This window comes from Actinomadura macra NBRC 14102, from assembly GCF_001552215.1.
GTDB classification, from domain to species: domain Bacteria; phylum Actinomycetota; class Actinomycetes; order Streptosporangiales; family Streptosporangiaceae; genus Spirillospora; species Spirillospora macra.
The window spans coordinates 519,963-545,525 of the sequence record NZ_BCQT01000009.1 but is presented as its reverse complement, the minus strand read 5'-3'; the positions used below and the strand labels follow the sequence as shown (position 1 = coordinate 545,525).

General features: G+C 71.2%; 24 protein-coding genes. 19 read left to right on the top strand and 5 right to left on the bottom strand.

Annotated elements, in window-relative coordinates:
• The first annotated feature begins 169 nt into the window (after window positions 1-169).
• From AMA02S_RS16295 to AMA02S_RS16280, 4 genes are all read left to right on the top strand, one after another.
• A complete protein-coding gene (locus AMA02S_RS16295) occupies window positions 170-2,260 on the top strand; it encodes a DNA gyrase/topoisomerase IV subunit B (protein ID WP_067458685.1) in 2,091 nt (696 codons plus the stop codon).
• A gap of 269 nt (window positions 2,261-2,529) precedes the next feature.
• A complete protein-coding gene (locus AMA02S_RS16290) occupies window positions 2,530-3,663 on the top strand; it encodes a sensor histidine kinase (RefSeq protein WP_157430611.1) in 1,134 nt (377 codons plus the stop codon).
• Window positions 3,664-3,757: 94 nt separating this feature from the next.
• Entirely contained in the window at window positions 3,758-4,420 is a 663-nt protein-coding gene (locus tag AMA02S_RS16285) for a response regulator (protein ID WP_067458682.1), read from the top strand.
• A 113-nt stretch (window positions 4,421-4,533) separates the two neighbouring features.
• A complete protein-coding gene (locus AMA02S_RS16280) occupies window positions 4,534-4,899 on the top strand; it encodes a hypothetical protein (RefSeq protein WP_067458679.1) in 366 nt (121 codons plus the stop codon).
• Here the strand turns inward: AMA02S_RS16280 and AMA02S_RS16275 are convergent, their stop codons facing one another.
• Window positions 4,900-5,466, bottom strand: coding sequence for a thioredoxin family protein (locus tag AMA02S_RS16275; protein ID WP_067458676.1), 567 nt, complete (start codon window positions 5,464-5,466; stop codon window positions 4,900-4,902).
• Between the two features lie 153 nt (window positions 5,467-5,619).
• Here AMA02S_RS16275 and AMA02S_RS16270 point away from each other — a divergent pair, with 153 nt between their 5' ends.
• Complete coding sequence (locus tag AMA02S_RS16270; protein WP_067458673.1) at window positions 5,620-5,970, top strand: DUF1801 domain-containing protein; 351 nt, start codon at window positions 5,620-5,622, stop codon at window positions 5,968-5,970.
• Between the two features lie 56 nt (window positions 5,971-6,026).
• On the opposite strand, the gene AMA02S_RS16265 is transcribed toward AMA02S_RS16270, so the two are convergent.
• Window positions 6,027-8,516 carry a DNA gyrase/topoisomerase IV subunit A gene (locus AMA02S_RS16265; RefSeq protein ID WP_067458670.1) on the bottom strand — a complete coding sequence of 830 codons (2,490 nt, stop codon included), beginning with the start codon at window positions 8,514-8,516 and terminating at the stop codon, window positions 6,027-6,029.
• 171 nt (window positions 8,517-8,687) lie between these two features.
• On the opposite strand from AMA02S_RS16265, the gene AMA02S_RS16260 reads away from it, so the two are divergent.
• Complete coding sequence (locus tag AMA02S_RS16260; RefSeq protein ID WP_067458667.1) at window positions 8,688-9,866, top strand: lactate 2-monooxygenase; 1,179 nt, start codon at window positions 8,688-8,690, stop codon at window positions 9,864-9,866.
• Window positions 9,867-9,911: 45 nt separating this feature from the next.
• Here AMA02S_RS16260 and AMA02S_RS43505 read toward each other — a convergent pair whose 3' ends face one another.
• The 3 genes from AMA02S_RS43505 to AMA02S_RS16245 form a co-directional block, all read right to left on the bottom strand.
• Complete coding sequence (locus AMA02S_RS43505; RefSeq protein ID WP_067458664.1) at window positions 9,912-10,601, bottom strand: class I SAM-dependent methyltransferase; 690 nt, start codon at window positions 10,599-10,601, stop codon at window positions 9,912-9,914.
• A gap of 106 nt (window positions 10,602-10,707) precedes the next feature.
• On the bottom strand, window positions 10,708-11,283 hold the full coding sequence (locus tag AMA02S_RS16250) for a hypothetical protein (RefSeq protein ID WP_157430610.1): 576 nt from the start codon (window positions 11,281-11,283) through the stop codon (window positions 10,708-10,710).
• Window positions 11,284-11,446: 163 nt separating this feature from the next.
• Window positions 11,447-11,827, bottom strand: coding sequence for a hypothetical protein (locus AMA02S_RS16245; protein WP_157430609.1), 381 nt, complete (start codon window positions 11,825-11,827; stop codon window positions 11,447-11,449).
• Window positions 11,828-12,220: 393 nt separating this feature from the next.
• Here AMA02S_RS16245 and AMA02S_RS16240 point away from each other — a divergent pair, with 393 nt between their 5' ends.
• From AMA02S_RS16240 to AMA02S_RS16180, 13 genes are all read left to right on the top strand, one after another.
• A complete protein-coding gene (locus tag AMA02S_RS16240) occupies window positions 12,221-13,471 on the top strand; it encodes a sensor histidine kinase (protein WP_067458661.1) in 1,251 nt (416 codons plus the stop codon).
• On the top strand, window positions 13,459-14,106 hold the full coding sequence (locus AMA02S_RS16235; RefSeq protein WP_067458658.1) for a response regulator: 648 nt from the start codon (window positions 13,459-13,461) through the stop codon (window positions 14,104-14,106). Before AMA02S_RS16240 ends, AMA02S_RS16235 begins: the two co-directional genes overlap by 13 nt.
• Window positions 14,103-14,930, top strand: a complete 828-nt coding sequence (locus AMA02S_RS16230; protein ID WP_067458655.1) for a DUF4097 family beta strand repeat-containing protein — start codon at window positions 14,103-14,105, stop codon at window positions 14,928-14,930. The genes AMA02S_RS16235 and AMA02S_RS16230 overlap by 4 nt, the downstream gene beginning before the upstream one ends.
• Before the next feature lie 419 nt (window positions 14,931-15,349).
• A complete protein-coding gene (locus AMA02S_RS16225) occupies window positions 15,350-16,369 on the top strand; it encodes a methionine ABC transporter ATP-binding protein (protein WP_067458652.1) in 1,020 nt (339 codons plus the stop codon).
• Complete coding sequence (locus tag AMA02S_RS16220) at window positions 16,366-17,022, top strand: methionine ABC transporter permease (protein WP_067458649.1); 657 nt, start codon at window positions 16,366-16,368, stop codon at window positions 17,020-17,022. Before AMA02S_RS16225 ends, AMA02S_RS16220 begins: the two co-directional genes overlap by 4 nt.
• A 20-nt stretch (window positions 17,023-17,042) precedes the next feature.
• Window positions 17,043-17,858: a MetQ/NlpA family ABC transporter substrate-binding protein gene (locus AMA02S_RS16215; protein WP_067458646.1), complete on the top strand. Its 816-nt coding sequence runs from the start codon at window positions 17,043-17,045 to the stop codon at window positions 17,856-17,858.
• A 157-nt stretch (window positions 17,859-18,015) separates the two neighbouring features.
• On the top strand, window positions 18,016-19,500 hold the full coding sequence (locus AMA02S_RS16210) for an AAA family ATPase (protein WP_218004986.1): 1,485 nt from the start codon (window positions 18,016-18,018) through the stop codon (window positions 19,498-19,500).
• 64 nt (window positions 19,501-19,564) lie between these two features.
• Window positions 19,565-20,512: an STM4015 family protein gene (locus AMA02S_RS16205; protein WP_067458643.1), complete on the top strand. Its 948-nt coding sequence runs from the start codon at window positions 19,565-19,567 to the stop codon at window positions 20,510-20,512.
• 13 nt (window positions 20,513-20,525) lie between these two features.
• Entirely contained in the window at window positions 20,526-21,476 is a 951-nt protein-coding gene (locus tag AMA02S_RS16200) for an STM4015 family protein (protein ID WP_067458640.1), read from the top strand.
• A complete protein-coding gene (locus AMA02S_RS16195) occupies window positions 21,473-22,558 on the top strand; it encodes an STM4014 family protein (protein WP_067458637.1) in 1,086 nt (361 codons plus the stop codon). The genes AMA02S_RS16200 and AMA02S_RS16195 overlap by 4 nt, the downstream gene beginning before the upstream one ends.
• The gene (locus AMA02S_RS16190; protein ID WP_174550964.1) at window positions 22,546-23,346 is read left to right on the top strand and encodes an STM4013/SEN3800 family hydrolase; all 801 of its coding nucleotides are present in this window, start codon (window positions 22,546-22,548) and stop codon (window positions 23,344-23,346) included. Before AMA02S_RS16195 ends, AMA02S_RS16190 begins: the two co-directional genes overlap by 13 nt.
• Window positions 23,343-24,647 carry an STM4012 family radical SAM protein gene (locus tag AMA02S_RS16185; protein ID WP_067458634.1) on the top strand — a complete coding sequence of 435 codons (1,305 nt, stop codon included), beginning with the start codon at window positions 23,343-23,345 and terminating at the stop codon, window positions 24,645-24,647. The genes AMA02S_RS16190 and AMA02S_RS16185 overlap by 4 nt, the downstream gene beginning before the upstream one ends.
• Window positions 24,647-25,501 (top strand): STM4011 family radical SAM protein, encoded by an 855-nt coding sequence (locus AMA02S_RS16180; RefSeq protein ID WP_067458631.1) that lies wholly within the window; start codon window positions 24,647-24,649, stop codon window positions 25,499-25,501. Before AMA02S_RS16185 ends, AMA02S_RS16180 begins: the two co-directional genes overlap by 1 nt.
• The last annotated feature ends 62 nt before the right edge of the window (window positions 25,502-25,563 follow it).

Here is a 25,563-nt window from a genome sequence, read left to right as displayed (position 1 = left end):
GCGGAGGAGGTTAGGGAACGAACGAACCGCCCGGCACCCACCCGGAGGTGGACGTTCGGGACTCCACCCGCAGGCCCCGGGAGGGCCCTGGCGGCGAGCCTGCCGGTGGTTTGTCGGCGGCCGGGGGTACCCTGCTGGCGAATGTCCTACCCCCGAGGAGCACAAGCAGTTGACCGCCGCGACCGCCGAAGCGACCACCGACGACCCGCACGGCTACTCCGCCCGGCACCTATCGGTGCTGGAAGGGCTGGAGGCCGTCCGGAAGCGACCCGGCATGTACATCGGGTCGACCGACAGCCGGGGCCTCGCACACTGCCTGTGGGAGATCGTTGACAACTGCGTCGACGAGGCCCTCGCCGGCTACTGCACCCATATCAGCGTGACGATGCACGCCGACGGGTCGTTCGAGGTGGGCGACAACGGTCGCGGCATCCCGGTCGACCTGGAGCCCAAGACGGGCCTGCCCGGCGTGGAGCTGGTCATGACCCGGCTGCACGCGGGCGGCAAGTTCGGCGGCGTGTCCTACACGGCGTCCGGCGGCCTGCACGGCGTCGGCGCGTCCGTGGTCAACGCCCTGTCCGCCCGGCTGGACGTCGAGGTCGACCGCGAAGGCCACACCCACGCCATCAGCTTCCGGCGCGGCCTGCCCGGCGAGTTCGCCGACGAGGGCCGCCCGAACGCCCGGTTCAAGAAGAGGTCCGGCCTCCGGCAGATCCGCAAGGTCGCCAGGAAGGTCACCGGCACCCGCGTCCGCTTCTGGCCGGATATGCAGATCTTCATCAAGGACGCCACGGTCGAGCAGGCCCTCGTCATGGACCGCATGCGCCAGACCGCGTTCCTGATCCCGGGCCTCACGATCGACGTCCGTGACGAGCGCGGCGAGGAGGCCGTCGAGGCGACGTTCCGCTTCGACGGCGGTATCGGCGAGTTCTGCACCTACCTCGCCAAGGACGCCCCGATCGTCGACGTGCTGCGGCTACAGGGGCGCGGCCACTTCACCGAGACCGTCCCCGTGCTGGACGACCAGGGCCATCTCACGCCCACCGACGTGGAACGCGACCTCGAGGTCGACATCGCGCTGCGCTGGGGCACCGGATACGACACGATCACCAAGTCGTTCGTGAACGTGATCGCCACCCCGAAGGGCGGCACCCACGTGCGGGGCTTCGACCGCGCCGTGCTCAAGGTCCTCAACGAGCAGCTGCGGGCGGTGAAGCTGCTGAAGAACGGCGACGAGGACGTCCTCAAGGAAGACGTCCTGGAAGGCCTCACCAGCGTGGTGACGGTCCGGCTGCCCGAGCCGCAGTTCGAGGGGCAGACCAAGGAGGTCCTCGGCACGTCCGCGGCCACCCGGATCGTCTCCCAGGTCGTGATGCGCGAGCTGCGAGCCGTGTTCGAGAACCCGCCGCGCGGTCAGAAGCAGCCGCTGCGCGCCGTCCTGGAGAAGGTGGTGGGCGCGGCCAGGACCCGCATCGCCGCCCGCACCCAGCGCGACAACCAGCGCCGTAAGAACGCACTGGAGAATTCGGCGCTGCCGGCCAAGCTCGTCGACTGCCGCACCGCCGACGACCGCAGCGAGCTGTTCATCGTCGAGGGCGACTCCGCGCTCGGCACGGCCAAGCTCGCCCGCAACTCCGAGTTCCAGGCACTGCTGCCGATCCGCGGCAAGATCCTCAACGTGCAGAAGGCGTCCGTCGCCGACATGCTCAAGAACACCGAGTGCGCCGCGATCATCCAGGTGCTCGGGGCCGGGTCGGGCCGCACGTTCGACCTCGACTCCGCCCGTTACGGCCGGCTCATCCTGATGGCGGACGCCGACGTCGACGGCTCGCACATCCGCTGCCTGCTGCTCACGCTGCTCTACCGCTACATGCGCCCGATGCTGGAGGCGGGCCGGGTCTTCACGGCCGTCCCGCCGCTGCACCGGATCGAACTGATCAAGCCGAAGAAGGGGCTCGACAAGTACGTCTACTGCTACAGCGACGGCGAGCTGACCCGCAAGCTGGTGGAGTTCGAACGCAAGGGCCAGCGCTGGAAGGAGCCCGTCCAGCGTTACAAGGGCCTCGGTGAGATGGACGCCGACCAGCTGGCCGAGACCACCATGGACCCGCGCCACCGCATCCTGCGGCGTATCCGCATCGAGGACGCCGAGGACGCAGCCAAGATCTTCGAGCTGCTCATGGGCAGCGAGGTGGCCCCCCGCCGCGAGTTCATCACCGCGGGCGCCTCCGAACTGGACGCCGAGCGCATCGACGTGTGAGGTGAGGGAGGGCCCCGTTCGCGGGGCCTCCCTCCGGCTTCCTCGGGCGAGAGGCGCCCATGGGTAGGAGAGCTCCACCCGACGGTGGAGACGTCGATTCCAGCCCTGCTCCGATACCGGGTGCCCGGGATGTCCCGTAGCGTCGACGGCATGACCATGCTCGACGACCTGCGCCTGGACCAGGTCACCGGCCCCGGACGGCGGACACCGGGGGCCTCCGCCGGTACCGGACAGTCCGGTCTCGTGCCGTGAATCCGTGCAAGCGGGCCGTGACCACCCGCAGGGGGCTCATCGGGGAGTGGATCACCAAGATCCTTGTCTTCGGCGCGCTGCCCCTCTGGGGTTTGAGCGCCTACGTGCGCAGCCTGTTCCAGGACACGCCCGCCCCGGCCCTGCACGGGGCGGGGCTGGCCGTCGTCCTCCTCACGGTGAGCATGTTCGCCCTGGTCGGAAGCGGACTGTGGGTGGGGCGCAAGAAGGACTCACCCTGGCGCAGTCAGGGGATCGCCCTGCTGCTGGCAGGGGTGGCGATGTCACTCGCGCTGTACGCGGTCGCGCCTCATTCCGGGGTGTTCTTCGCCATGGTCCCGCTCTGGGCGCTCATGGTGCGCCTGCCCCTGCCCTGGGCCATCGGCACGAGCCTGCTCATCATCGGTGCCGTGGGTGTGCTGGGCGAGCTGTTCCGGGCGGGCGGCGCCGATCTCGGACTGATGGCCGCGTTCGGCGGACTCTCCCTCGGTGCCCTCGCGAGCCGGCAGGCCGTGGCCGCGCAGGAGGCCGCGCGGAGGGCGGAGGCCGCGAACGCCGTGCTGGCCGAGCGGTCCCACATCGCACGGGAGATCCACGACATTCTGGCGCACTCGCTGTCGGCGCAGATCGTCCATCTGGAGGGCGCGCGGTTGCTCCTGTCCCGGGACGGCGACCGGGTTCAAGCCCTGGACCGGGTGGAGCGGGCCAGGGATCTGGCCAAATCCGGCCTGGAGGAGACGCGGCGGTCCCTCGCCACGCTGCGCGGTGAGATCCCGGAGCCGAAAGAGGTCATCGCCGAGCTCGCCGAGGAGTTCCACGCCAGTACCGGCCGCCCCTGTGACGTGCAGGTGGCGGGTACGCCCCGGGAGCTTTCCCCGCAGGCAGGGCTCGCGGTGGTACGTACCGCGCAGGAGGCGCTCACCAACATCCGCAAGCACGCGCCCGGCGCGCGCGCATACGTCGCGTTGCGCTATCTGGCCGGCACGGTGGAACTCGAAGTGACCGACACCGGCGGGACCGAGCCGACGCTGGAGCTGGGCGGCGGCGGGTACGGCCTGGTGGGCATGCGTGAGCGCGCCGAATTGATCGATGGGACCCTGGAGACCGGGCCGGATGGAAAGGGCTTCCGCGTGTCGCTCCAAGTGCCGGCCTGACCAGCGTCGGCCCGGACGTTCGAGACGGGGCACCAGGAGTCGGGGCACCGAGAGACGGGGCGCCGGGAGACAGGACAGCAGGAGACAGGACGCTGTGAGCGACAAGACGAGGATCCTGGTCGTCGACGACCAGACGGTGGTGCGCGAGGGCCTGGTCCTCCTGCTGGAACTGCTGCCCGGCATCGAGGTGGCCGGGTCGGCGGGAGACGGCGAGCAGGCCCTCGCCCTGGTGAACGAGGTGCGGCCCGACGTCGTCCTGATGGATCTGCGGATGCCGAGGGTGGACGGGGTGGAGGCGACCCGGCGGATCAAGCAGGAGCATCCGGGCGTCGAGGTCGTCGTGCTCACCACCTACGCCGACGATGAGTCGATCTTCGCCGCACTGCGGGCGGGGGCGCGCGGCTACCTGACCAAGGACGCCGGCGCGGAGGAGATCGCACGCGCCGTCGCGGCGGTCCGCGGGGGAGCGGCGCAGCTCGACCCCGCCGTCCAGCGCCGCCTGGTCGAGGCGGTGGCGGCCGGTGAGCGGCCCGCCCGCCGCCGGGACGGCGGGGAACTGCCCGACGGGCTGACCCGCCGCGAGGCCGAGGTGCTGGCGCTGATCGCCCAGGGCCGTTCCAACGCCGAGATCGCCGGTGACCTGTTCATCAGCGAGGCGACGGTCAAGACGCACATCAACAACCTGTTCGCCAAGGCGAACCTGCGCGACCGGGCCCAGGCCGTCACCTACGCCTTCAACCACGGCCTCACTTCCTGACCGCGGTCTGTGGTCAACATGCGGTAGCCGGGGGCAAGAGCTCGGTCAAAGCGGGGGCCGACGTGCCGCGACGTTTCCACTATGGGGGGAGGCGACCCCGAGAGGACTGCGGCGTGCTCAAGACGTGGATGATCGCGGAATACCTGCGGCCCTACGCGCAATGGCGGATCAACCGGGCCGACGAGCGCGACGACGGCCGCAACGCCCGCGCCGCGATCGGCCTCATCGACGCGGCGGTCTATGTGACGCAACTGGACGACGACGATCGAGTGATCGCCCGGATGGCCGTCGCCGGCTGCTTCACGCTGGGGCACTTCGACCCGGGTGCCGAAGGCGAGACCCTCGTCCGCCACTGGCACTACGACCGGGCGGAAGGCGGCCCGGCCGAACTGTTCGAGGCCCTCGCCGCGTCCGCCGAACGCGGGCGGTGCGCCCCGGCCCTCCCCCGGGCGAGGGAGGGCGAGGCCGCCTCCGCGTGATCACACCGGGTCGTTTCCCGGCTTCCACTTGATGCCGCAGCCGAGGCTGGGCGTGTGGGGTTCGGGGACGGGTTCGCCCGCGAGTACCAGGTCCAGGGCGGCGCGGAGGGAGGAGCCGTCCACGGGGACGTCGTTCTTCGGGCGGGAGCCGTCGAACTGCCCGCGGTAGGCCAGCCTCCGGTCGCCGCCGTACAGGAAGAAGTCGGGGGTGCACGCCGCCCGGTAGGCGTGCGCGGTCTCCTGCGTCTCGTCAAGGAGGTAGGGGAAGGTGAATCCGGCACGGGCGGCCTGCTCGCGCAGGTGGTCGGCGTCGTCGTCGGGGTAACGCACGGTGTCGTTGCTGCCGATCGCGACGGTGACCACCCCCTTGGCGGCGTACTCGGCGGTGACCGCGCCGATGCCCGCCTCGATGCGGCGCACGTACGGGCAGTGATTGGACAGGAAGGCCACCAGCAGGGCCGGGGCCTCGCGAAAGTCCTCGTCCGAGACGGTACCGCCCGCCACGGACGGGAGACGGAACGCGGGGATCGAGGAGCCGAGCGGAACCATGAACGATGCGATCGCCATGCGCCCATTGTCACCCGGGCGATAGGGCCCGCGGCGCCGGCGTCAGGGCCCTAGGGCCCTGACGCGGAGCCATCCCCGGTCCTACCTTCGGATACCAGGGGCCACTCCGCAGCCCGGTGACCACGCCGCACGTGAACGAAGGGGAACCGCGTCATGCCCGGCAACGAGATCGACGCCTACATCGCCGACAAGCTCGACCCCAGGTACGCCGGGATCGTCGACGTCCTGCGCACGCTGATGGTCGCGCATGCGCCCGGTGCCGAGGAGTGCCTCACCTACGGCTCGCCGGCGTGGCGTGGCGCGAAGCTCCTCGCCGTGATCAGCCAGAGCAAGACCCACCTCACCTTCGCCTTCGAGCGCGGTGCGGCGTTCCAGGACGCGCACGGGCTCCTTGAGGGGGTCGGCAAGAACACCCGGCACGTCAAGATCAAGAGCATCGACGACATCGACGAGGTCGCCCTGCGCGACTACATCGAGCAGGCCGTCGCGCTCGACAAGGGCTGACCGGAGGCGGTGCCCCGGGCCCTTGCCGAGCGCGACCGGCCCGGGACACCGGCGTCTCAGTCCAGTTCCGGTGGGTCGTCCTCGGGGGCCGGCCCGATCGGACCGCCGATCGAGGCGATGGGCTTGTCGAGGCTCTCGCCCGACCCGTCGCGGCGGCCGAGGGCGGCGTTCAGGGTGACCGGCCTGCCGTTCGCCCCCGACGCGCGCAGCGGGGTGGCCGCCGCCCACGCCTGGAGCAGGACGTCCTCGCCCTTGAGGAAGCGGTGCGAGCGGACCCCGCCGGTCGCGCGGCCCTTGGCCGGGAAGTCGGCGAAGTCGGCCAGCTTGATCGCGCCGTTCTGGGTGCCGGGCAGCGCCGAGGACGATCCGGAGATCGTGATGACCCGCGCCTCGCGCGTGGGGTCGAGCGCCCCGAACCACAGCACCCTGGCACCGGCGCCCAGCTTGATGCCCGCCATCCCGCCCGCGGCGCGACCCTGCGGCCGGACGTTGGCGGCGGCGAAGTGCAGGAGCTGGGCGTCGGTCGTGATGAACACGACGTGCTGGTCTTCGTCGAGGAGTTGCACGGCACCGACGACGCGGTCGCCCTCCTTGAGCCCGATCACCTCGAACTCGTCGCGGTTCGCGGGGAAGTCGGGCACGACCCGCTTGACCACACCCTGCTCGGTGCCGAGCGCGAGGCCGCCGCCGGTGTCGTCCAGCGAGGCGATGCCGACGACCGTCTCGTCCGGTTCCAGGTCGACGTACTCGGTGACCGGCGCTCCGCCCGCCAGGGACGGCGGGGTCGCGGACGCCGGCAGCGTCGGCAGGTCGAGGACGTCCACGCGGATCATCCGTCCCTGGGAGGTGACGGCGCCCACCTGCGCCCGCGCCGTCGCCGGCACCACCGAGACCAGCACGTCGTGCGGGGCGCGGGGGCCGCTGTCGGGCAGCGGCCCGGAGCCGTGCGTGCGCGCCATCAGCCCGGTGGCCGACAGCAGGACGGTACAGGGGTCGTCCGCGACCTCCAGCGGCACCGCGGTCGCCGCGGTGTGGCCGGACGACTCCAGCAGGATGGTGCGGCGCGGCGTGGCGAACTCGGCCGCGACCTCGCCGAGCTCCTTGGACACCAGCCCGCGCAGCTTGCGCTCCGACTCCAGGATCGCGGTCAGCTTGGCGATCTCCTTGGCGAGCTGCTCCTTCTCCTTCTCCAGCTCCAGCCGGTCGTAGCGGGTGAGCCGGCGCAGCGGCGTGTCGAGGATGTACTGGGCCTGGATCTCCGACAGCTCGAAGATCTGCATGAGCCGCTGCTTGGCCTGCGCGGCGTCATCGCTCTGCCGGATGACCTGGATGACCTCGTCGATGTTGAGCAGCGCGACCAGCAGTCCGTCGACGAGGTGCAGGCGGTCTTCGCGCTTCTTGCGGCGGTGCAGCGAGCGACGCCGTACGACCTCGATGCGGTGGTCGACGTACACCTGGAGCATGTCGCGCAGCCCGAGGGTGCGGGGCTGGCCGTCGACGAGCGCGACGTTGTTGATGCCGAACGTCTCCTCCATCGGCGTGAGCCGGTAGAGGTCGTTCAGCACGGCCTCGGGATTGAAGCCGTTCTTGATCTCGATGACGAGCCGCAGGCCGACGTTGCGGTCGGTGAGGTCCTTCAGGTCGGCGATGCCCTGGATCTTCTTGGCGTTGACCAGTTCCTTGATCTTGGCCTTGACGCGCTCCGGGCCGACCGCGTACGGCAGCTCGCTGACGACGATGCCCTTGCGGCGGGGCGTGACGTTCTCGATGGACGTGGTGGCCCGGGTGCGGAACGTCCCCCGGCCGCGCTCGTAGGCGTCGCGGACGCCGTCCAGCCCGACGATCTTGCCACCGGTGGGCAGGTCGGGCCCGGGGACGTGGCGCATCAGGTCGTCCAGCGACGCGTCGGGGTGGTCGATCAGGTGCCGTGCGGCGGCGATCACCTCGCCGAGGTTGTGCGGCGCCATGTTGGTGGCCATGCCGACCGCGATGCCGGACGCGCCGTTCACCAGCAGGTTCGGGAACCCCGCGGGCAGGACCTCGGGTTCGGTCTCCTGACCGTCGTAGTTGGGCCGGAAGTCGACGGTGTCCTCGTCGATGGAGGCGACCATGAGCATCGCCTCGCGCGACATCCGCGCCTCGGTGTAGCGCATGGCGGCGGGCAGGTCGTCGCCGCCGAGCGAGCCGAAGTTGCCGTGCCCGTCGACCAGCGGCATCCGCATCGCCCAGGGCTGCGCCATCCGCACCATCGCGTCGTAGATCGCGCTGTCGCCGTGCGGATGCAGCTTGCCCATGACCTCGCCGACGACGCGGGCGCACTTGACGTGCCCCCGGTCGGGGCGCAGGCCCATCTCGTTCATCGAGTACAGGATCCGGCGTTGGACGGGCTTCAGCCCGTCGCGCGCGTCGGGAAGCGCGCGCTGGTAGATCACTGAGTAGGCGTACTCGAGGTAACTGCCGCGCATCTCCTCGGAGACATCGACGTCGACGATGTTCTCTTCGAAGTCCGGCGGCGGGGGAGGGGCTTGGGATCCGCGTCGTGCCATGCCTGACATTGTGGCCGGTCCCGGGGACATCTTTCGCCCGCCCCACCGGGCGCGCCGCTTGATCGACCGGATTGGTGCCGTTCCGTCACCTGCCGCGGACCTGGCAGATTGATGCCGGACACAACGTCACGGCGGCCCCGCGGGGTCGCGTCCCCCGCCGGAGGTACCCGCATGAGCGCGCTCGCCGACTTCCAGAACTCCATCTACCTGCAAGGGCTCGGGGACGTACTCCCGGCGCTGCCCACGGATCTGACGAAGCTGGAGGGGCTCGCCGAGGGCGTCCTGTCGCAGCAGGCGTTCGGCTACGTGGCCGGGGCGGCGGGCAGCGAGGCGACGGCCCGCGCCAACCGCGCCGCGTTCGACCGGTGGCGGATCGTCCCGCGCATGCTGCGCGACGTCGCCGAGCGGGACCTGTCGGTGGAGGTGCTGGGCACGGCGATGCCCGCGCCGGTCGTGCTCGCGCCGATCGGCGTCCAGTCGATCTTTCATCCGGAGGGGGAACGGGCGGTCGCGCGGGCGGCCGCGGCCGAGGGGCTGACGATGGTGCTGAGCACGGCGGCGTCCCACTCGATCGAGGAGGTCGCGGAGGCCGGCGGTGACGGTGCGCCCCGCTGGTACCAGCTGTACTGGCCGAAGGACCGCGACCTCGCGGTCAGCTTCCTGGAGCGTGCGAAGGGCGCGGGCTACACCGCCCTCGTCGTCACCCTCGACACGTTCACGCTGGCCTGGCGTCCACGCGACCTCGACCGCGGCTACCTGCCGTTCCTGCGCGGCGTCGGTGTCGCGAACTACTTCAGCGACCCGGTCTTCCAGAAGGCGGTGGGCGGGCCGGTCACCGACGCCAACCGCGGCGCCGCGCTGCTGCACTGGGCCGCCAACTTCGGCGACCCGAGCCTCACCTGGGACGACCTGATATTCCTGCGGGATCACTGGGAGGGGCCGATCGCCCTCAAGGGCATCCAGCATCCCGACGACGCCCGGCAGGCGGCCGACGCGGGAATGGACGGCGTCATCGTGTCCAACCACGGCGGGCGGCAGGTGGACGGCGCCGTCGCGTCCCTGGACGCGCTGCCGGGGGTGGTGAAGGCGGTCGGCGACCAGGTGACCGTCCTTTTCGACAGCGGTATCCGGACCGGCGCGGACGTCGCCAAGGCGCTCGCGCTCGGCGCCGAGGCGGTCCTGGTCGGGCGCCCGTACACCTACGGGCTGGCGTTGGGCGGTCAGGCGGGCGTCCAGCACGTCCTGCGCTGTCTTCAGGCCGAGCTGGAGCTGACCCTGGCACTGGCCGGGCTCACCCGTCCGGGAAAGCTCTCCCCGGAGATCCTGTCCTGCGCGCCGATGGCGAGGTAGCGCCGGGGAACGACGCCGGCGGCCGGGCAGCGGCGTACCGGTCGGTCAGCGGCGTGCCAGGATGAGGGCGCCCCGCTTGGTGACCGGCAGCGGGGTGCGCAGCCGCCCCGCCGCCTCGGCGGCCTCCGCCCGGGGCACCTGGCGGGCGATGAGGTAGTCCCGGACGGCCGTGCGGTCGGGGAGGGTCATCAGCGGCGCATCCCAGCGTTCCACCTCGACGTCGCCGAACACCTCGCACACCTGCGCGGGCGCGTCCTCGGCGTCGAACGACGTCGGTTCGGGGTGCCACACCGGGGCCAGTTCGGGGCTGTCGGTCCGGCAGATCGCCGTGACGATCAGCAGCCCGCCCGGGACGAGCACCCGTCGCGCCTCGCGGAGGGCGAGCCGCGGTTCCTCCAGGTGCCAGAGCATGTTCACCGCGACGGCGGCGTCGAACGCCTCGTCCCGGAAGGGCAGCCGCGCGGCGTCGGCCAGGACCCGGGGGCCCGGATGTGCGCGGAGCATGGTCGCGGACGCGTCCACTCCGGCCAGGCGGAACGGGGGATTGCCGGGGAGTGCCTCGTTGAGGGCGCCTTCGCCGCAGCCGATGTCCAGGACGTGCGAGAGCCCGGCGTGCAGAAGTTTCGAGGCGATGTGGCCGTGCAGACACCGTGCCCCGATCAGGTATTTCCGTGTCACCCGCGTCGCGAGTCGGAAGCGCTCGGGATCGGCGTCGTAGTCGCGCGTAACGGCCATGGGGGGAGTCTGCCCGACGAGCCGCGGCCGAAAGCGGCGGCGTGCCGTGCGACATGGCGCGAATGGCTTAGAACGGTCCAGCGAAAGGGCGAGCGTGCCCTGCGGATCAGCCCTGTGGTCGGGCCGCGACCGGCGGACGGTCGAGGTCGAGCGCGTCCAGTATCGCCCCGTCCGAGGCGAGGGCCTCCACGACCGGGGCTCGGCGCGCCGACCACACCACCACGACGTGGCCGTGGACGGGGACCTCCAGCAGTCGCTTGCCCACCCGCAGCCGGGCGACCTCCGCCGAGACGCGCAGCCGCGCCTCGTTCACCCATTTCGCGCCCCACGGCAGCAGCCGGTTGGCGTTGCGGACCGTCCGTCCTGACCCGTATTTCTGGAGGTAGCGCCCCATCTCGCCGGACGAGCGGCGCGTCAGCGGCTCCTCGGGGGCCGCTCCGCCCGCGCCGCCGAGCTCCATCCACTCACCGTCGCGGCGATGGAACGTCCAGCCCTCGATGAACGGTGCCGCCCCGGACGCCCCGTCCCACTGCCGCAGGAACGTGACAACCGCGACGTCTCCATCCTTGTCAATACAGAGTGGAAGGAACTCCCGTGCCGCGCCGAGGGCGTCGGGCGCGGGGGCCGGCAGGCCGTCCCGCAGGAGTCGCAGACACTCCTCGTACACCTCGTGGTCGTTCATGTTCGGGGACCTCTGATCGTGCAGGCAGGGCAAGGGGCCCTCCCGGAAGAGGGCCCCGTCGTGGGACTCAACTCTAGAGGTCCGGCTCGTCTGGTTTCACCCGTCTGGCGTACTCCCGTCGATGCTTTGCCATCCGTGCTTCACCTGGGCGTCGACGGTCAGTTCAGGCGTGCCGTCCACTGTCCTGCGCCCGGTGCGGGCGCGGCGCCGCCGCGGCCGCGTTCACGGATCTGACGGCCCGCGCGGCGAGGATGCCGCAGAGGACGGCGGCGGGCACTTCGGCCCCGGCGGCCAGGATCAGCGCCGCCCTTCGGTCGGCGCCGGCCGCGGCGGTCATCACGTCGAACCACGCGTCCGCCAGCAGCAGGGCGCCGGTGGCCGCGGCCACCGGCCCGTACCGCGCGTCCCGCCTGGTGAACAGCGCGCCGGTGCCGAGCATCCCGGTGGCCACCATGAAGTCGAGACCGACCCACGCCGCCGACCAGTTCGACACCTGCGCGGTGGACGGAAGCCGGGTGGCGAGCGCCCACATCCACGGCACCATCGCGACTCCGCCCCCGATCAGTCCCCATCCGAGCCACCGTTCGTGGACGGCCCGCGCTCGCAGCGGCACCCGCGGCGGCGGGGCTGACGGTGAGGTTGGCCTTGACCGGCCAGACGGAGGAACGGGTTGCGATCGAGTGTCCGGCGTGTGGCGTGAGCGGACGCCGCGCCTGCGGACGGGACTGGGACTGAAGGGTGTCGTGCTGGCGACCATGGGGTGAGCTCCTGTGCTGGCGGACGCGGCGCCCGTTCCATCGGGTGCTGTCTCCAGCCTCGCCGCTCCACGGCCCAGTTTCAGTAGCACCGATATCCGATTCGAGGTGGTACCAGGTACACCCTCCAAGCGGAAGTGCACGTCATGGTGGTGCCTCAGTGGGGCCAATACGGTTGCTTCATGGCATCCGTCTCTCCGGCCCGGCGTGCCCTCGCGCACGCTCCGTGGTCGCGGGCGGCCTGGCGCGACACCGCGTTCACTGCCTCGGGGGTGCCCCTCCAGTTCGCAGGTTGGGCAATTCTGGGCGTGTTCTGGATGATCTGGACGCCGTCCAACATCACGTTCATCCTGCTCCTCATATGCGTGTCGCTCGTCCTGGTCCTGCTGGCGCTGCGCTGGCTGACGGCCTGGCAGCGGGAGCGCTGCTGGGCGATGCTCGGCCTGGACATCCCGCGCATGCCCGACTTCGACGACGGCCGACCGTGGGACGCGCTGCGCGACCTCCGCTCGCCCGAGCTGTGGCGGGTCGTGCAGTACCACCTGGTGGTGGGTCCGCTGCTGGCCATCGGTGCGCTCACCGTCATCGCGGCGTGGGCGGCGGGGCTGTCCTTCGCCGTCTACGACGCGTTCGCGTGGGCGTCCAGCCCGCTCGGCTCACCGCCCCGCCCCACCGGAGTGCTGGGGCTGGCCGGCGTCCTGCTGCTCGCGGTGGCACCCTGGATGGCGGTGGCCGTCCGCCGCGCGGATGCCCGCGCCGCCGCGGCGCTGCTCGGCCCGGACCGGGCGCGCGAGCTGGAACGCCGCGTCGAAGACCTGGCGGAGCAGCGCGCCAGCGTCGTCGACGCCGCCGACATCGAGCGCCGCCGCATCGAGCGCGACCTGCACGACGGCGCGCAGCAGCGGCTCGTCTCGCTCGCCCTCAATCTCGGGCTGGCCCGCGAGACCCTCACCGGCGTCCCGCAGGAGGCCATGCAGGTGATCGTGGAGGCGCACGAGGAGGCCAAGGAGGCCCTGGCCGAGCTCCGCGACCTGGTCCGCGGGCTGCACCCGGCCGTCCTGGAGGACCGCGGGCTGGATGCCGCGCTGTCCGGTGTCGCCGCGCGGGTGCCGCTGCCCGTCCGGCTGCGGGTCGAGGTGGAGCCGCGCGCGTCGTCCACCGTCGAGGCCGTGGCCTACTTTGTCGTCTCCGAGGCGCTCACCAACGTGGTCAGGCACGCCCGCGCGTCATCGGTGGAGATCGTGGCGCTGCGCCGGGGCGAGGTGCTGCGCGTGTCCGTGGCCGACGACGGCGTGGGCGGCGCCGACCCGTCCCGCGGGACGGGGCTGACGGGGCTCGCCCGCCGCGTCCGGTCCGTGGACGGTACGTTCCGGATCATCAGCCCCGCCGGGGGACCGACGACCGTCACCGTGGAGTTGCCGTGCGCATTGTGATCGCCGAGGACTCGGTCCTGCTGCGGGCCGGGCTGATCAAGCTGCTGGAGACCTCCGGGTTCGAGGTGGCGGCGGCGGTCGGGGAGGCCGAGGGGCTGCTGGCGGCCGTCCGCCGGCACCGCCCGGACGCGGCGATCGTGGACGTGCGGATGCCGCCGGGCTTCACCGACGAGGGGGTCCGGGCCGCGCTGGTGATGCGGCGGGAGGCACCGGAGGTCGCGGTGCTGCTGCTGTCGCAGTACGTCGAGGAGCGGTACGCCGCCGACCTGCTGTCCTCCAGCACCAGCGGCATCGGCTACCTGCTCAAGGACCGCGTCGCGGACGTCTCGGTGTTCCTGGACGCGCTGCGCCGGGTCGCCGCCGGCGGCACCGCCCTGGACCCCGAGGTCGTCGCCCAGTTGCTGCTGCGCCGGCACCGCGACCCCCTCGACCGGCTCACGCCGCGTGAGAAGGAGGTCCTGTCGCTGATGGCGGAGGGCCGCTCCAACGCGGGCATCGCCGCGGCGATGGTGGTGAGCGAGAGCGCCGTCGCCAAGCACATCAACAGCATCTTCGCCAAGCTCGACCTCCCGCACGCCGAGGGCGACCACCGCCGTGTCCTGGCCGTCCTCCGCTTCCTGCAGGGCGACACATGACCTCCGAACCGTCCGGGGTCGACCCCGAGGGCGTCCGGGGGCGGCCCCGGCGACGTGGTGTGTGGGTCTTCCTGGCCATCGCTACGGCGTTCGTCGCGGTCGCGCCGGCCGGCCTGTGGGTGCTGGGACGCGCCATCCGGCAGACCTCCACGTCCGTGACTCCGTACCGGTACGCGATCAAGGACGTCCGGCTCGACATGGGCGACGCGCAGGTCTCGGTCGGGCCCGGCCCCGAGGGCGAGGCCCGGGTCTTCAAGGATCTGAAGTGGGCGTTGCACAAGCCCACCGTGAGCGAGTCGCTGGTCGACGACGTGCTCTACGTCACCTTCCGGTGCGACGACTCACCGTCTCTCTACACGGGTCTGGAATGCGGCGGGGACATCGACGTCCAGGTGCCCCCGGGAGCGCGCGTCTCGGCCGTCTCGGGCTCGGGGGAGATCAGCGTTCGGGGGCTGACCGGCGACCTGGACCTGCGGACGGGAACGGGTGAGATCACCGTCGCCGACACCCGTGGCCGGCTGCGGCTCCAAGCCGGGTCCGGGACGCTCAAAGGGTCGGGGCTCGCGGCGCCCAAGACCCTGGCCCGCGTGGACTCCGGCGAACTGGACCTGCGCTACGCCGAGCCGCCGGCCTACGTGGAGGCGACCGCCGGTGGCGGGACGGTGAAGCTCATCGTCCCGCCTGGCTCCCACTACCGCGTGCCCGGCTGGAGCGGCGCGGGTTCGTCCCACCTCAACCCCGCGCTGGTGGACGACCGGTCGGCCAACCTGATCGTCGCTCACAGCCGCGAGGGCGCCACCTATGTGGATTACAGGGACGGCTGACGGCGGGCGGGCCGCGGGCCGCGCGCACTCCGGGCGCGAGTTGCGTCATTTGTCACGACCCGGTTAACTGATGACATGACCGCCGTACGCCCGTGCCCCGCGCGCAGCCCGCTGACCCGGCGGGTGGGCGGTATGTGCTGCCGTCGAATGTGTGACCGCTGAGGGCCCCCGCCTGAGCCTCGCGCCCCGAAGCGAGCCGTTCCGAGACCCGAGTCGCGCATGAACCTCCAACGCCACCTGCTGAGCCACACCCCGTACCCGCCCGGCCTGTCCTAGGCCGCCGCGGGCCTTCGGCCACCGCGAAGCCGGTCGGCACCGCGAAAGCCGGTCGGCACCGCGAAAGCCGGTCGGCACCCCCGTCCTGATCCGACGCACCGCCGCTAGTTCCCGGCGGCGCCCGCACGCACGGATGATTCCCTGTGATTCAGATCGAAAAACTTCGAAAGGTCTATCGCGCCCGCGGGCGTGAGGTGACCGCCGTCGACGGTGTCGACCTGACCGTCGCCGAAGGCGAGATCTTCGGCGTGCTCGGACGCAGCGGCGCCGGAAAGAGCACCCTGCTGCGCTGCGTCAACCTGCTCGAACGGCCCGACGCCGGCCGCGTCCGCATCGACGGTCGCGACCTGCTCGCGCTGCGGGGCGCCGACCTGCGCCGCGCCCGCCAGGGCATCGGCATGATCCACCAGCACTTCGGCCTGCTCGGCAGCCGCACCGTCGCCGGCAACGTCGCGTTCCCGCTGGAGGTCATGGGCGTGCCGCGGGCCGAGCGCGCGGCTCGCGTCGCCGAGCTGCTGGAGCTGGTCGGGCTCGCCGAGCACGCGCGCGCCCATCCCGCGCGGATCTCCGGCGGGCAGAAGCAGCGCGTCGGCATCGCCCGCGCGCTCGCCGGGCGCCCGAAGGTGCTGCTGTCGGACGAGGCGACCTCCGCGCTCGACCCCGAGACCACCGCCTCGATCCTGGAGCTGCTGCGCGACCTGAACCGGCGGCTCGGCCTGACCGTCCTGCTGATCACCCACGAGATGGAGGTGGTCAAGCGGATCTGCGACTCGGCCGCGGTGATGCACGACGGCCGGTTCACCGAGTCGGGGCCGGTGACCGAGCTGCTCGCCCGCCCGGGATCGGAGCTGGCGCGGGGGCTGTTCCCGCTCCCGCCCGCCGTGCCCCGCGACGGCACGACGGTCGTCGAGGTGACCTTCGTGGGCGGCACCGCCGACCAGCCGTTCGTGTCGGCGCTGGCCCGCAAGTTCTCGCTGGACGTCAACATCCTCGGCGGTGCCGTCGAGACCGTCGGCGGCGAGCGGGTCGGGCGGCTCCAGCTGGAGCTGCCCGGCGAGCCGTCCGTCAACGCGGCGCAGCTGGCCTTCCTGCGCGACTCCGGCCTGGCCGTGGAGGTCAAGACCTCCGGCGGGGCCCCGACCGGTGAGGAGGACCGGCGATGACCTGGGACGAGGTCACTCCGCTGCTGTGGCCCGCCACGCGCGAGACCCTGTACATGACCGCTGTCTCGACGGTCTTCACCGCCGTGCTCGGGCTGCTGCTCGGTGTGCTGCTGGTGATCACCGAGCGGCGCGGGCTGCTGCCGGCGCCGCCGGCCAACCGGGTGCTGGGCGTCGTGGTGAACATCGGGCGCTCACTGCCGTTCCTGATCCTGATGGTGGCGATCATCCCCTTCACCCGGGTCGTGGTCGGCACCAGCATCGGCAACGCGGCGGCGATCGTCCCGCTGACGGTCGGCGCGATCCCGTTCTACGCGCGGCTCGTGGAGATCGCGCTCCGCGAGGTCGACCCCGGCGTGATCGCCGCAGCGCAGGCGATGGGCGCGAACCGCCGGGAGATCGTCGGGAAGGTCCTGCTGCGCGAGGCGCGACCGGGTCTGGTGTCCGGCCTGACCGTCACCGTCATCGCGCTGATCGGCTACACCGCCATGGCCGGGACGGTCGGTGGCGGAGGCCTCGGCAACCTCGCCATCACCTACGGCTACGAGCGCTTCGAGACCAAGGTCATGGTCGCCACCGTGCTGCTGCTCATCGTGCTCGTCCTGATCATCCAGGCCGTGGGGGACCTCGTCGCCCGCCGCCTGACGCACAAGTAACGCACAGAAAGGGACCTCTCGTGCTCCGCAAGATCACCATCGCGCTGGCCTCGGTGAGCCTTCTCGCCGGACTGACCGCCTGCGGGTCGTCCGAGGCGTCCAACGACGCGGACGCCCCGCTGAAGGTCGCGGTCAACCCCGTCCCGCACGGGGACATCCTGAAGTACGTCAAGGACAACCTGGCGTCCAAGGCCGGCCTCAAACTCGACATCGTCACCTTCGACGACTACCAGCAGCCCAACACCGTGCTCAAGGAGAAGCAGGTCACGGCCAACTACTTCCAGCACGTGCCGTTCATGCAGGAATTCGAGAAGAAGTCCGGCACCAAGCTGGCGTTCGTCGCCCCCGTCCACCTGGAGCCGCTCGGCGTCTACTCCAAGAAGGTCAAGAGCCTGCAGGCCGTCCCGCAGGGCGCGACCGTCGCGGTGCCGAACGACCCGGCGAACGAAGGCCGCTCGCTGAAGCTGCTCGCCGACAACGGCCTGCTCACCCTCAAGCCGGGCGCACCCACCAGCGCCACGGAGCGCGACATCGCGAGCAACCCCAAGGGTCTGAAGTTCAAGCCCCTGAAGGCCGCGCAGTTGCCCCGCTCGCTGGACGACGTGGACCTGTCGGTCATCAACGGCAACTACGCCATCGAGGCGAATCTGGCGCCGAACAAGGACGCGCTCGTCGCTGAGAAGGCCGAGGGAAACCCGTACGCCAACGGCGTCGCCACCCTGCCGGAGAACAAGGACGACCCGCGTGTGAAGAAGCTGGTGGACCTGCTCCGCGGCCCCGAGGTGAAGAGGTTCGTCGAGGACAAGTACAAGGGTTCCGTGCTCATTTCCTCGTGATGCTGCGTCCTGCGTCCAGGACGAACCCTGCGCAGAGCCCCGGACGGACGGTTGCACCCTCCGCCCGGGGCTTTCGCACGTTGTCTAAACCGGTCGCGACCGCGCGCGGGCGCTGCCTAAGCTGGCCCGTGGGCGGCCGGACGAACGGGGGAAACCTGTGACCGATGCCGTGAGGGGCCAGGGAGACGGGGAACTCGACCTGGACACCGCACGTACCCTGGCCAGCGGGCTCCAGCGCCTTCTGCGCACCGCGGGTGAGCGGCTCACCGAGGACAACGCGGCGTCGCCGCTCGTGGCACGGATCAGCGATCACATCGGGATCGCGTTCCATGACCTGGTGACGGTCGGCCACGACTTCAAGAGCTGGGAGCACGCCGGCCTGCAGCGCGGGATCGACGCCTACCTGGCGGACCGCTCGCCCGGCGCCGAGTGGTTCGGCATCGCCGGCGCCGAGCGGCACTTCGACAACATCAGCTCCATGATCAACGCGGCGATCACGATGGGGACGTACCTGCTGGGCCGCCCCGACTACGGCACCGCCGCCGTCGGCCCCGCCGAGTCGATGGAGGTCGTCGAGCTGGGCCTGGTGCCGACGGTGGCCCCCGACGGGTCGCCGGTCGTCGTCGGCGTCGTCACCCGCGAGTCATACGAGGCGCTGTGCGTCCTCACCGTCTTCGCGCGGGACCGGGCGACCGCGGCCGCCGTCCGCGACGAACTGGACCGGCTCCGCCGCGAGCACGATGTGATGCGCGGCCAGGTGCTCGGCTTCAACGCCAGCGAGCACCGCGACAACGCGCTGGTCACCTTCTTGCCCCGGCCGCACCTCGCCGCGTCCGACGTCGTCCTGCCGGACGGCCGGCTGGAGGCGATCGAGGCGCACGTGGTCGGGATCGCCGAGCACGCCGAGCAACTCCTCGCCGCCGGGCAGCACCTCAAACGCGGGCTGCTGCTGCACGGCCCGCCTGGCACGGGCAAGACCCACACGGTCCGCTACCTGATGGGGCGGCTTCTGGACTACACGGTCGTCCAGCTCACCGGCCCCGCCATGCGGTTCCTGGACGATGCCGTGGCGCTGGCGCGCAGTCTCCAGCCCTCCATCGTCATCGTGGAGGACGTGGACCTCGTCGCCGAGGACCGCGACCTCGTCGAGGGTGGCTCCAGCCCCCTGCTGTTCTCCCTGCTGGACGCGATGGACGGGGTCGCGGGCGACGCCGATGTCGTCTTCGTCCTCACCACCAACCGGGTCGGCTCCCTGGAGAGCGCCCTGGCCGAACGCCCCGGACGGGTCGACCTGGCCGTCGAGATACCCCGTCCCGACCTCCAGGGGCGGGTGGCACTGCTGCGGTTGTACGGGCGCGAGCTGCGCCTCGCCGCGGACCTGGAGGAGATCGCCGCCCGCACCGAGGGCGTGACCGCGTCGTTCATCAAGGAGCTCGTCCGCCGCGCCGTGCTGGTCGCACTCCGTGAGGGCGGGGAACCGGACGCTCTGACCGGCGCCCATTTCGGCGCCGCGCTGGCGGAGATGTTCGACCCGGCCCAGTCGCTCACCCGCGGCCTGCTCGGCGCCGCCCCGGAAACCGGTTCAGGGACTGGTGAGGACGCAGAGCCCGGATTCGAGGGATTTGAGAACGAGGACGATTGAAGCGCCCCGGTTTGTCCGCCCGTGCTGATAGGACATGGACCCGACGAACTCGTGAAGGGGACCCATGGGCGTTTATCAGCATCTGGAGGAGTACGCCGGGCTGCCGGTGTGCAGGTTCTTCGGAAAGGAGTCGGGCGCGGAGGCCGGCCCCGACGGCAAGGGATACCCGCCTCCGGCGGAAGCGGCGTGGTACGTCGGGACGATGTTCGAGTCGGAGCCGTTCAACGAGACCTTCGCGCGCTTCCTGGAAGCGGTCGACACCACCCAGATCACGGCTCTTGTCATCGGCTACTGGGGCGCGTCCTACGACGAGAACGTCTCCGACCCTGTCAGCCTGCTCACCGGGGCCGCCTCGTCCTTCCCCAAACTGACGTCGCTGTTTCTCGGCGACATCGTCGGCGAGGAGTCGGAGATCTCCTGGATCGAGCACTCCGACATCTCGCCGCTGTTCACGGCGTTCCCGGCGCTGGAGCGGTTCGACATCCGCGGAGCCGAGAACCTCACCCTCGCCCCGATCAAGAGCACGACGCTGAAGGTGCTGCGGTTCGAGTCGGGCGGGCTGCCCGCGCGGATCGTCCAGGCCGTGGGCGCGAGCGAGCTGCCGAACCTGGAGCACCTCGACCTGTGGCTCGGCGAGGACAACTACGGTGGCGACGCGACCGTCGCCGACCTCGCGCCGCTCCTCGGTGGTGAACGGCTGCCCGCGCTGCGCCACCTCGGCCTGGAGGACAGCGAGATCCAGGACGAGGTGGCCGCCGCCGTCGCCGGAGCGCCGATCGTGGCGCGGCTGGAGTCGCTGAGCCTGGCGATGGGCGTCCTGACCGACCAGGGCGCCGAGGTGCTGCTGTCCGGCCAGCCGCTCACCCACCTGCGCAGGCTCGACCTGCACCACCATTTCCTGTCCGACACCATGATCGAGCGGGTCCGGGCCGCGCTGCCCGGCGTCGAGGTCGATCTGAGCGAGCAGGAGAAGCCGGACGACGACTGGCGCTTCATCGCGGTGTCGGAATGATCGCGGTGTGGGAATGATCGAGGAACACCTTTCCTCATTCGCCGGCCTGCCGGTGGTCACCGTGGACGGCGAACCGGAGCCGGACGGTGATCCGCTGCCGGCGGCCGGGGACGTGGCCTGGGCCGTCCGTCACCGTGAGCGTGACGGACGGTGGGTCGCGAGCTTCTCCGACAGCTTCGACTGGTTCCTGGAGAACGTCGACACCGCGCAGGTCACCCACCTGGTCGTCGGCTGGTGGGACTTCGACTTCGACGTGCGGGACCTGCTCGTCGGGGTGGCCGGCCGGTTCCCGCGCCTGCGCGCCCTGTTCCTGGGCGACGTCCTCGACTGGGAGCAGCACATCTCCTGGATCAAGTACGGCGACATCACGCCGTTGCTCGCGGCCTATCCGGGGCTGGAGCACTTCGAGATCCGTGGCGCGTCGGACCTGCGTTTCGAGCCGCCGCGCAGCGAACGGCTGAGGGTGCTGAGGATCGAGTCCGGCGGGCTGCCCGCCGAGGTGACGCGTGCGGTGGCGGCCGCCGACCTGCCCGCGCTGGAGCACCTCGACCTGTGGATCGGGTCCGAGTGGTACGACGGGACGTCCGCGCTTGAGGACTTCGCGCCCCTCATGACCGGGGAGCGGCTGCCGGCCCTGAAGCATCTCGGCCTGGAGAACGGTGCCTTTCAGGACGAGCTGGCGCAGGCCATCGCGACCGCCCCCATCGCGGCGCGGCTGGAGTCATTGAGCCTGGCCATGGGGATGCTGACCGACCGGGGTGTGGAGGCGCTGCTGGGCGGGCAGCCTCTCACGCACCTGCGCAGGCTCGACCTGCACCATGCCTTCCTGTCCGAGGCAATGGCGAACCGACTCCGCGCTGCTCTGCCCGGTGTCGAGGTTGATCTCGACGGATCGGTCGCAGAGCCGGAGTGGGTGAACGACCAGTCGCCTTCCAGCGCGCTCTACATCGCGGTGTCGGAATGACCACCGTCGTCATCGGCACGCCCGGCGACCGGCGTTCCGTTCTGTTCGCCGCCGCGTGCCGTTCGTCCGGGCTGCCCGAGCCCCGGCTCGTCCCCTGGACGGACGTGCTGCGCGGTTCCCCGCTCGTCCTCGACCCGGGCGACCTGCTCCGCATCGACTCGCCGGGGGAGGACCCGGCGGCCGACGCGCTCCTGCGTGGCCCCGGCCACCCGGCGCGTGTGGGCGGCGGCGCCGTCTGGTACTGGACGTTTACCGCCGCGCTCGCCAGGATCGACGCGTCGGCGGCGCGCGCGGGCGCGCGGCTGTTGGGGGACGTCGAGGACATCGCGGTGATGTTCGACAAGCGACGATCGCACGCCCGGCTGCTGGCCGCCGGGGTCCCGGTCCCCGCCGCGCTCCCACCGGCCCGCAACTACGCGGAACTACGCTCGCTGATGGACGGGGCTGGCGAGCGGAGGGTGTTCGCCAAGCCGGCGCACGGATCGTCCGCGTCGGGGGTGGTGGCGCTGCGGACGGCGCCCGGTGGACGAGTCAGAGCCGTCACGTCCGCGGCCACGACACCGTCCGGTCTGTTCAACTCGCTGCGTCTCCAGACGTACGAGAGCGAGCGGGACGTGGCCGCGCTGATCGACGCTCTGGCACCGGACGGTCTGCATGTGGAGCGATGGCTGCCGAAGGCCACGGTCGACGGGCGCGTGTTCGACCTGCGGGTGGTCGTCATCGGTGGCGAACCCACCCACGCGGTCGTCCGGACGAGCCGCAGCCCGATGACCAACCTGCATCTCGGCGGTGCCAGAGGAGACCTCGGGGCGGTGCAGCGCGCGCTCGGCGAGAACGGTTGGCGCCGAGCGCTCGACGTGTGTGCGCGCGCCGCCGCCTGCTTCCCCGGCAGCCCGATGGTCGGCGTCGATCTGCTCGTCCTCATGGGGTTGAAGCGGTTCGCGGTGTGCGAGGTCAACGCGTTCGGGGATCTGCTCCCGGGCTTGCTCGGCCTCCCCGGCACCTCAGCGGACGGGCTCGACACCTACACTGCCCAGGTCAGAGCCACTCTGCCGGAGTCCGCCCCCGCATGTACGACATGAACGAGGTCATCGGCAGCCACGATGTGCTGCTGGTGACCCTCGACACGCTGCGCTATGACGTGGCCGCCGAACTGGCGGCGTCCGGGGCGACGCCCACGCTCACGGGGCTTCTCCCCAATGGCCGCTGGGAGCGCCGCCACACGCCCGGCAGCTTCACCTATGCGGCGCACGCCGCGATGCTGGCCGGGTTCCTGCCCACCCCAGCGTCTCCCGGCCCGCACCCGCGGCTGTTCGCCGGGGCTTTCCCCGGCAGCGAGACGACCACCCCCGCCACCTGGACGTTCGACGCCGCGGACCTGCCGTCCGGCCTTGCCGCGGCCGGCTACCACACCGTCTGCGTGGGCGGCGTGGGCTTCTTCAACAAGCTCACGCCGCTCGGGTCCGCCCTGCCGTCGCTGTTCGCCGAGAGCCACTGGGAACCGGGATTCGGCGTCACCGACCCGGCGTCGCTGCCGCACCAGATCGACCGCGTCGCCGAGGTGACGGCCCGGCTGCCCGCCCGGCGGCGGCTGTTCCTCCTGCTGAACGTGGCGTCACTGCACCAGCCCAACTGGTTCTACCTGGATGGGGGGACCCGCTCGCACGGCGACACGCGTGCGAGCCACGCCGCCGCCCTGCGGCATGTCGACGCCCATCTGGGCCGGCTTTTCGCCCTGATGCGCCGTCCCTGCTTCGTGATCGTCTGCTCCGACCATGGGACGGCGTACGGGGAGGACGGGCACACCGGGCACCGCATCGGCCACGAGGTCGTGTGGACCGTTCCGTACGGGGAGTTCGTTCTGCCGTGACTTCAACAGACCGGTACCAGCACTACGTCTACGCGTACCCGCACAAGACCGCCTACCGTCCGTTCGAGCCGCCGCCCGCGCTGAGGGAGGTGTGGGCCGGGGAGGCCCTTGACGCGCTGTTCCTCTACCTGCACATCCCCTTCTGCGAGATGCGCTGCGGCTTCTGCAACCTCTTCACTCGGACGGGCGCGCCCGAAGAGCTGACCGGTGCCTACCTCGACGCGCTCGACCGGCAGGCCACCGCCGTCCTGGATGCCCTGGAAGGGGCCGGTTCGTTCGCCACGGCGGCGTTCGGCGGCGGCACCCCGACCTACCTGACCGCGCCCGAACTGGAACGCCTCTGCGATATCGCCGGACGATTCTCCGGATTCGGATCGGCTCCGCTGGGCGTGGAGACGTCCCCGGCGACCGCCACCACCGACCGGCTCACCGTCCTCGCCGAGCGCGGTACCACGCGCGTCTCCATCGGCGTGCAGAGCTTTATCGACGAGGAGGCGCGCGCTGCCGTCCGGCCGCAGAAACGTGCCGAGGTGGAGGCCGCGCTCGACCGCATCCGTGCCGTGGGGTTCCCGACCCTCAACATCGACCTGATCTACGGAATCGACGGTCAGACACCGACGACATGGCTGCACTCCCTGAACGCCGCCCTGGCGTGGCGTCCTGAAGAGATCTACCTCTACCCGCTGTACGTCCGGCCGGGGACGGGCCTCCATCGGCTCGACAAGGAGTCCCGCAGGGAATGGGACGACCTGCGCCTCGCGCTCTACCGGATCGGCCGTGACCACCTTCTGGCCGAAGGGTACGAGCAAGTGTCGATGCGGATGTTCCGACTGCCGGTCGAGAACGCGGGCGGCACCGAGTACTGCTGCCAGACGGACGGCATGGTCGGGTTGGGATGCGGAGCCCGCTCCTACACGACGGGCCTGCACTACTCGTTCGAGTACGCGGTCGAGGCAAGGCACGTTCGCGCCATCATCGACGACTACGTTCGCGAGGACGACTTCAGCACCGCCCGCGTGGGCTTCGTCCTGGACGAGGACGAACGCCGGCGTCGTCACCTCGTCCAGTCTCTTCTGCAAACTACCGGTCTGGACCGGAGCGCCTATCGTGCGCGGTTTGGCACAGACCCTTCCGACGACTTCGCCACCGATCTGGCATCCTTCGACAAGCGAGGATGGCTTGAGACTGCGCCCGCCTCCATCTCCCTGACCTCCGACGGGCTCGCGCACTCGGACGCCATCGGTCCAGCTCTGTTCTCGCCGCACGTGCGGGAACGGATGGCCGCCTACGAGACGCGCTGATGGAAGACCTCACGATCCTCTACCGGGGCCCGCTCGCCAGTTGCGACTACGACTGCCCCTACTGTCCGTTCGCCAAGCGCCGCGATACGCCGGAGCAGCTTCGTGCCGACCGTGCGGCGCTCGAACGCTTCACGGGCTGGGTCGCCGGCCGCGACCATCGCGTCTCGGTCTTGTTCACGCCGTGGGGTGAAGGGCTCGTGCGGTCGTGGTACCGGCGTGCCCTGGTGGACCTCAGCCGTCTTCCGCACGTCGAACGCGTGGCCATCCAGACGAACCTGAGCCACCGGACGTCGTGGACGTCGGAGGCGGATCCGTCCAAGCTGGCGCTGTGGGCCACCTACCATCCCGGCCAGGTGCCGTACGAACGCTTCCTTGGCAAATGCCGCGACCTGACGCGGCGCGGGATCCGGTACAGCGTCGGGATCGTCGGGCAGCCCGAACATCTCGACGCCGCCCGCCGGCTCCGCGCCGACCTGCCCGCCGCGACGTACCTGTGGGTCAACGCGGCCGAGGGGCGCCGCTACGGCGACGCCGAGGCCGACGCCTGGACCGAGATCGACCCGCTGTTCCCCGTCAGCCGCCATCCCCACCCGAGCCGTGGCCTTGCCTGCCGCACCGGCGAGAGCGTCGTCTCGGTGGACGGTGACGGGACGGTGCGCCGCTGCCACTTCGTCCCGACCGTCTTGGGCAACCTGTACGACGGCTCGTATCTCGGCGCCCTCGCGCCGCGTCCCTGCCCGCTGGACACCTGCGACTGCCATATCGGCTACGTGCATCTGGAACCGCTCGGCCTCTACGACACCTTCGCGGGAGGCGTCCTCGAACGCATCCCCGCGTTGCTCGGCCGAACGTAGCCGTCCCGCTTCGCGCTCCCGTCACGCACGGGAGCGCGGCGGGTGTCCCTTGGGGACAGGGG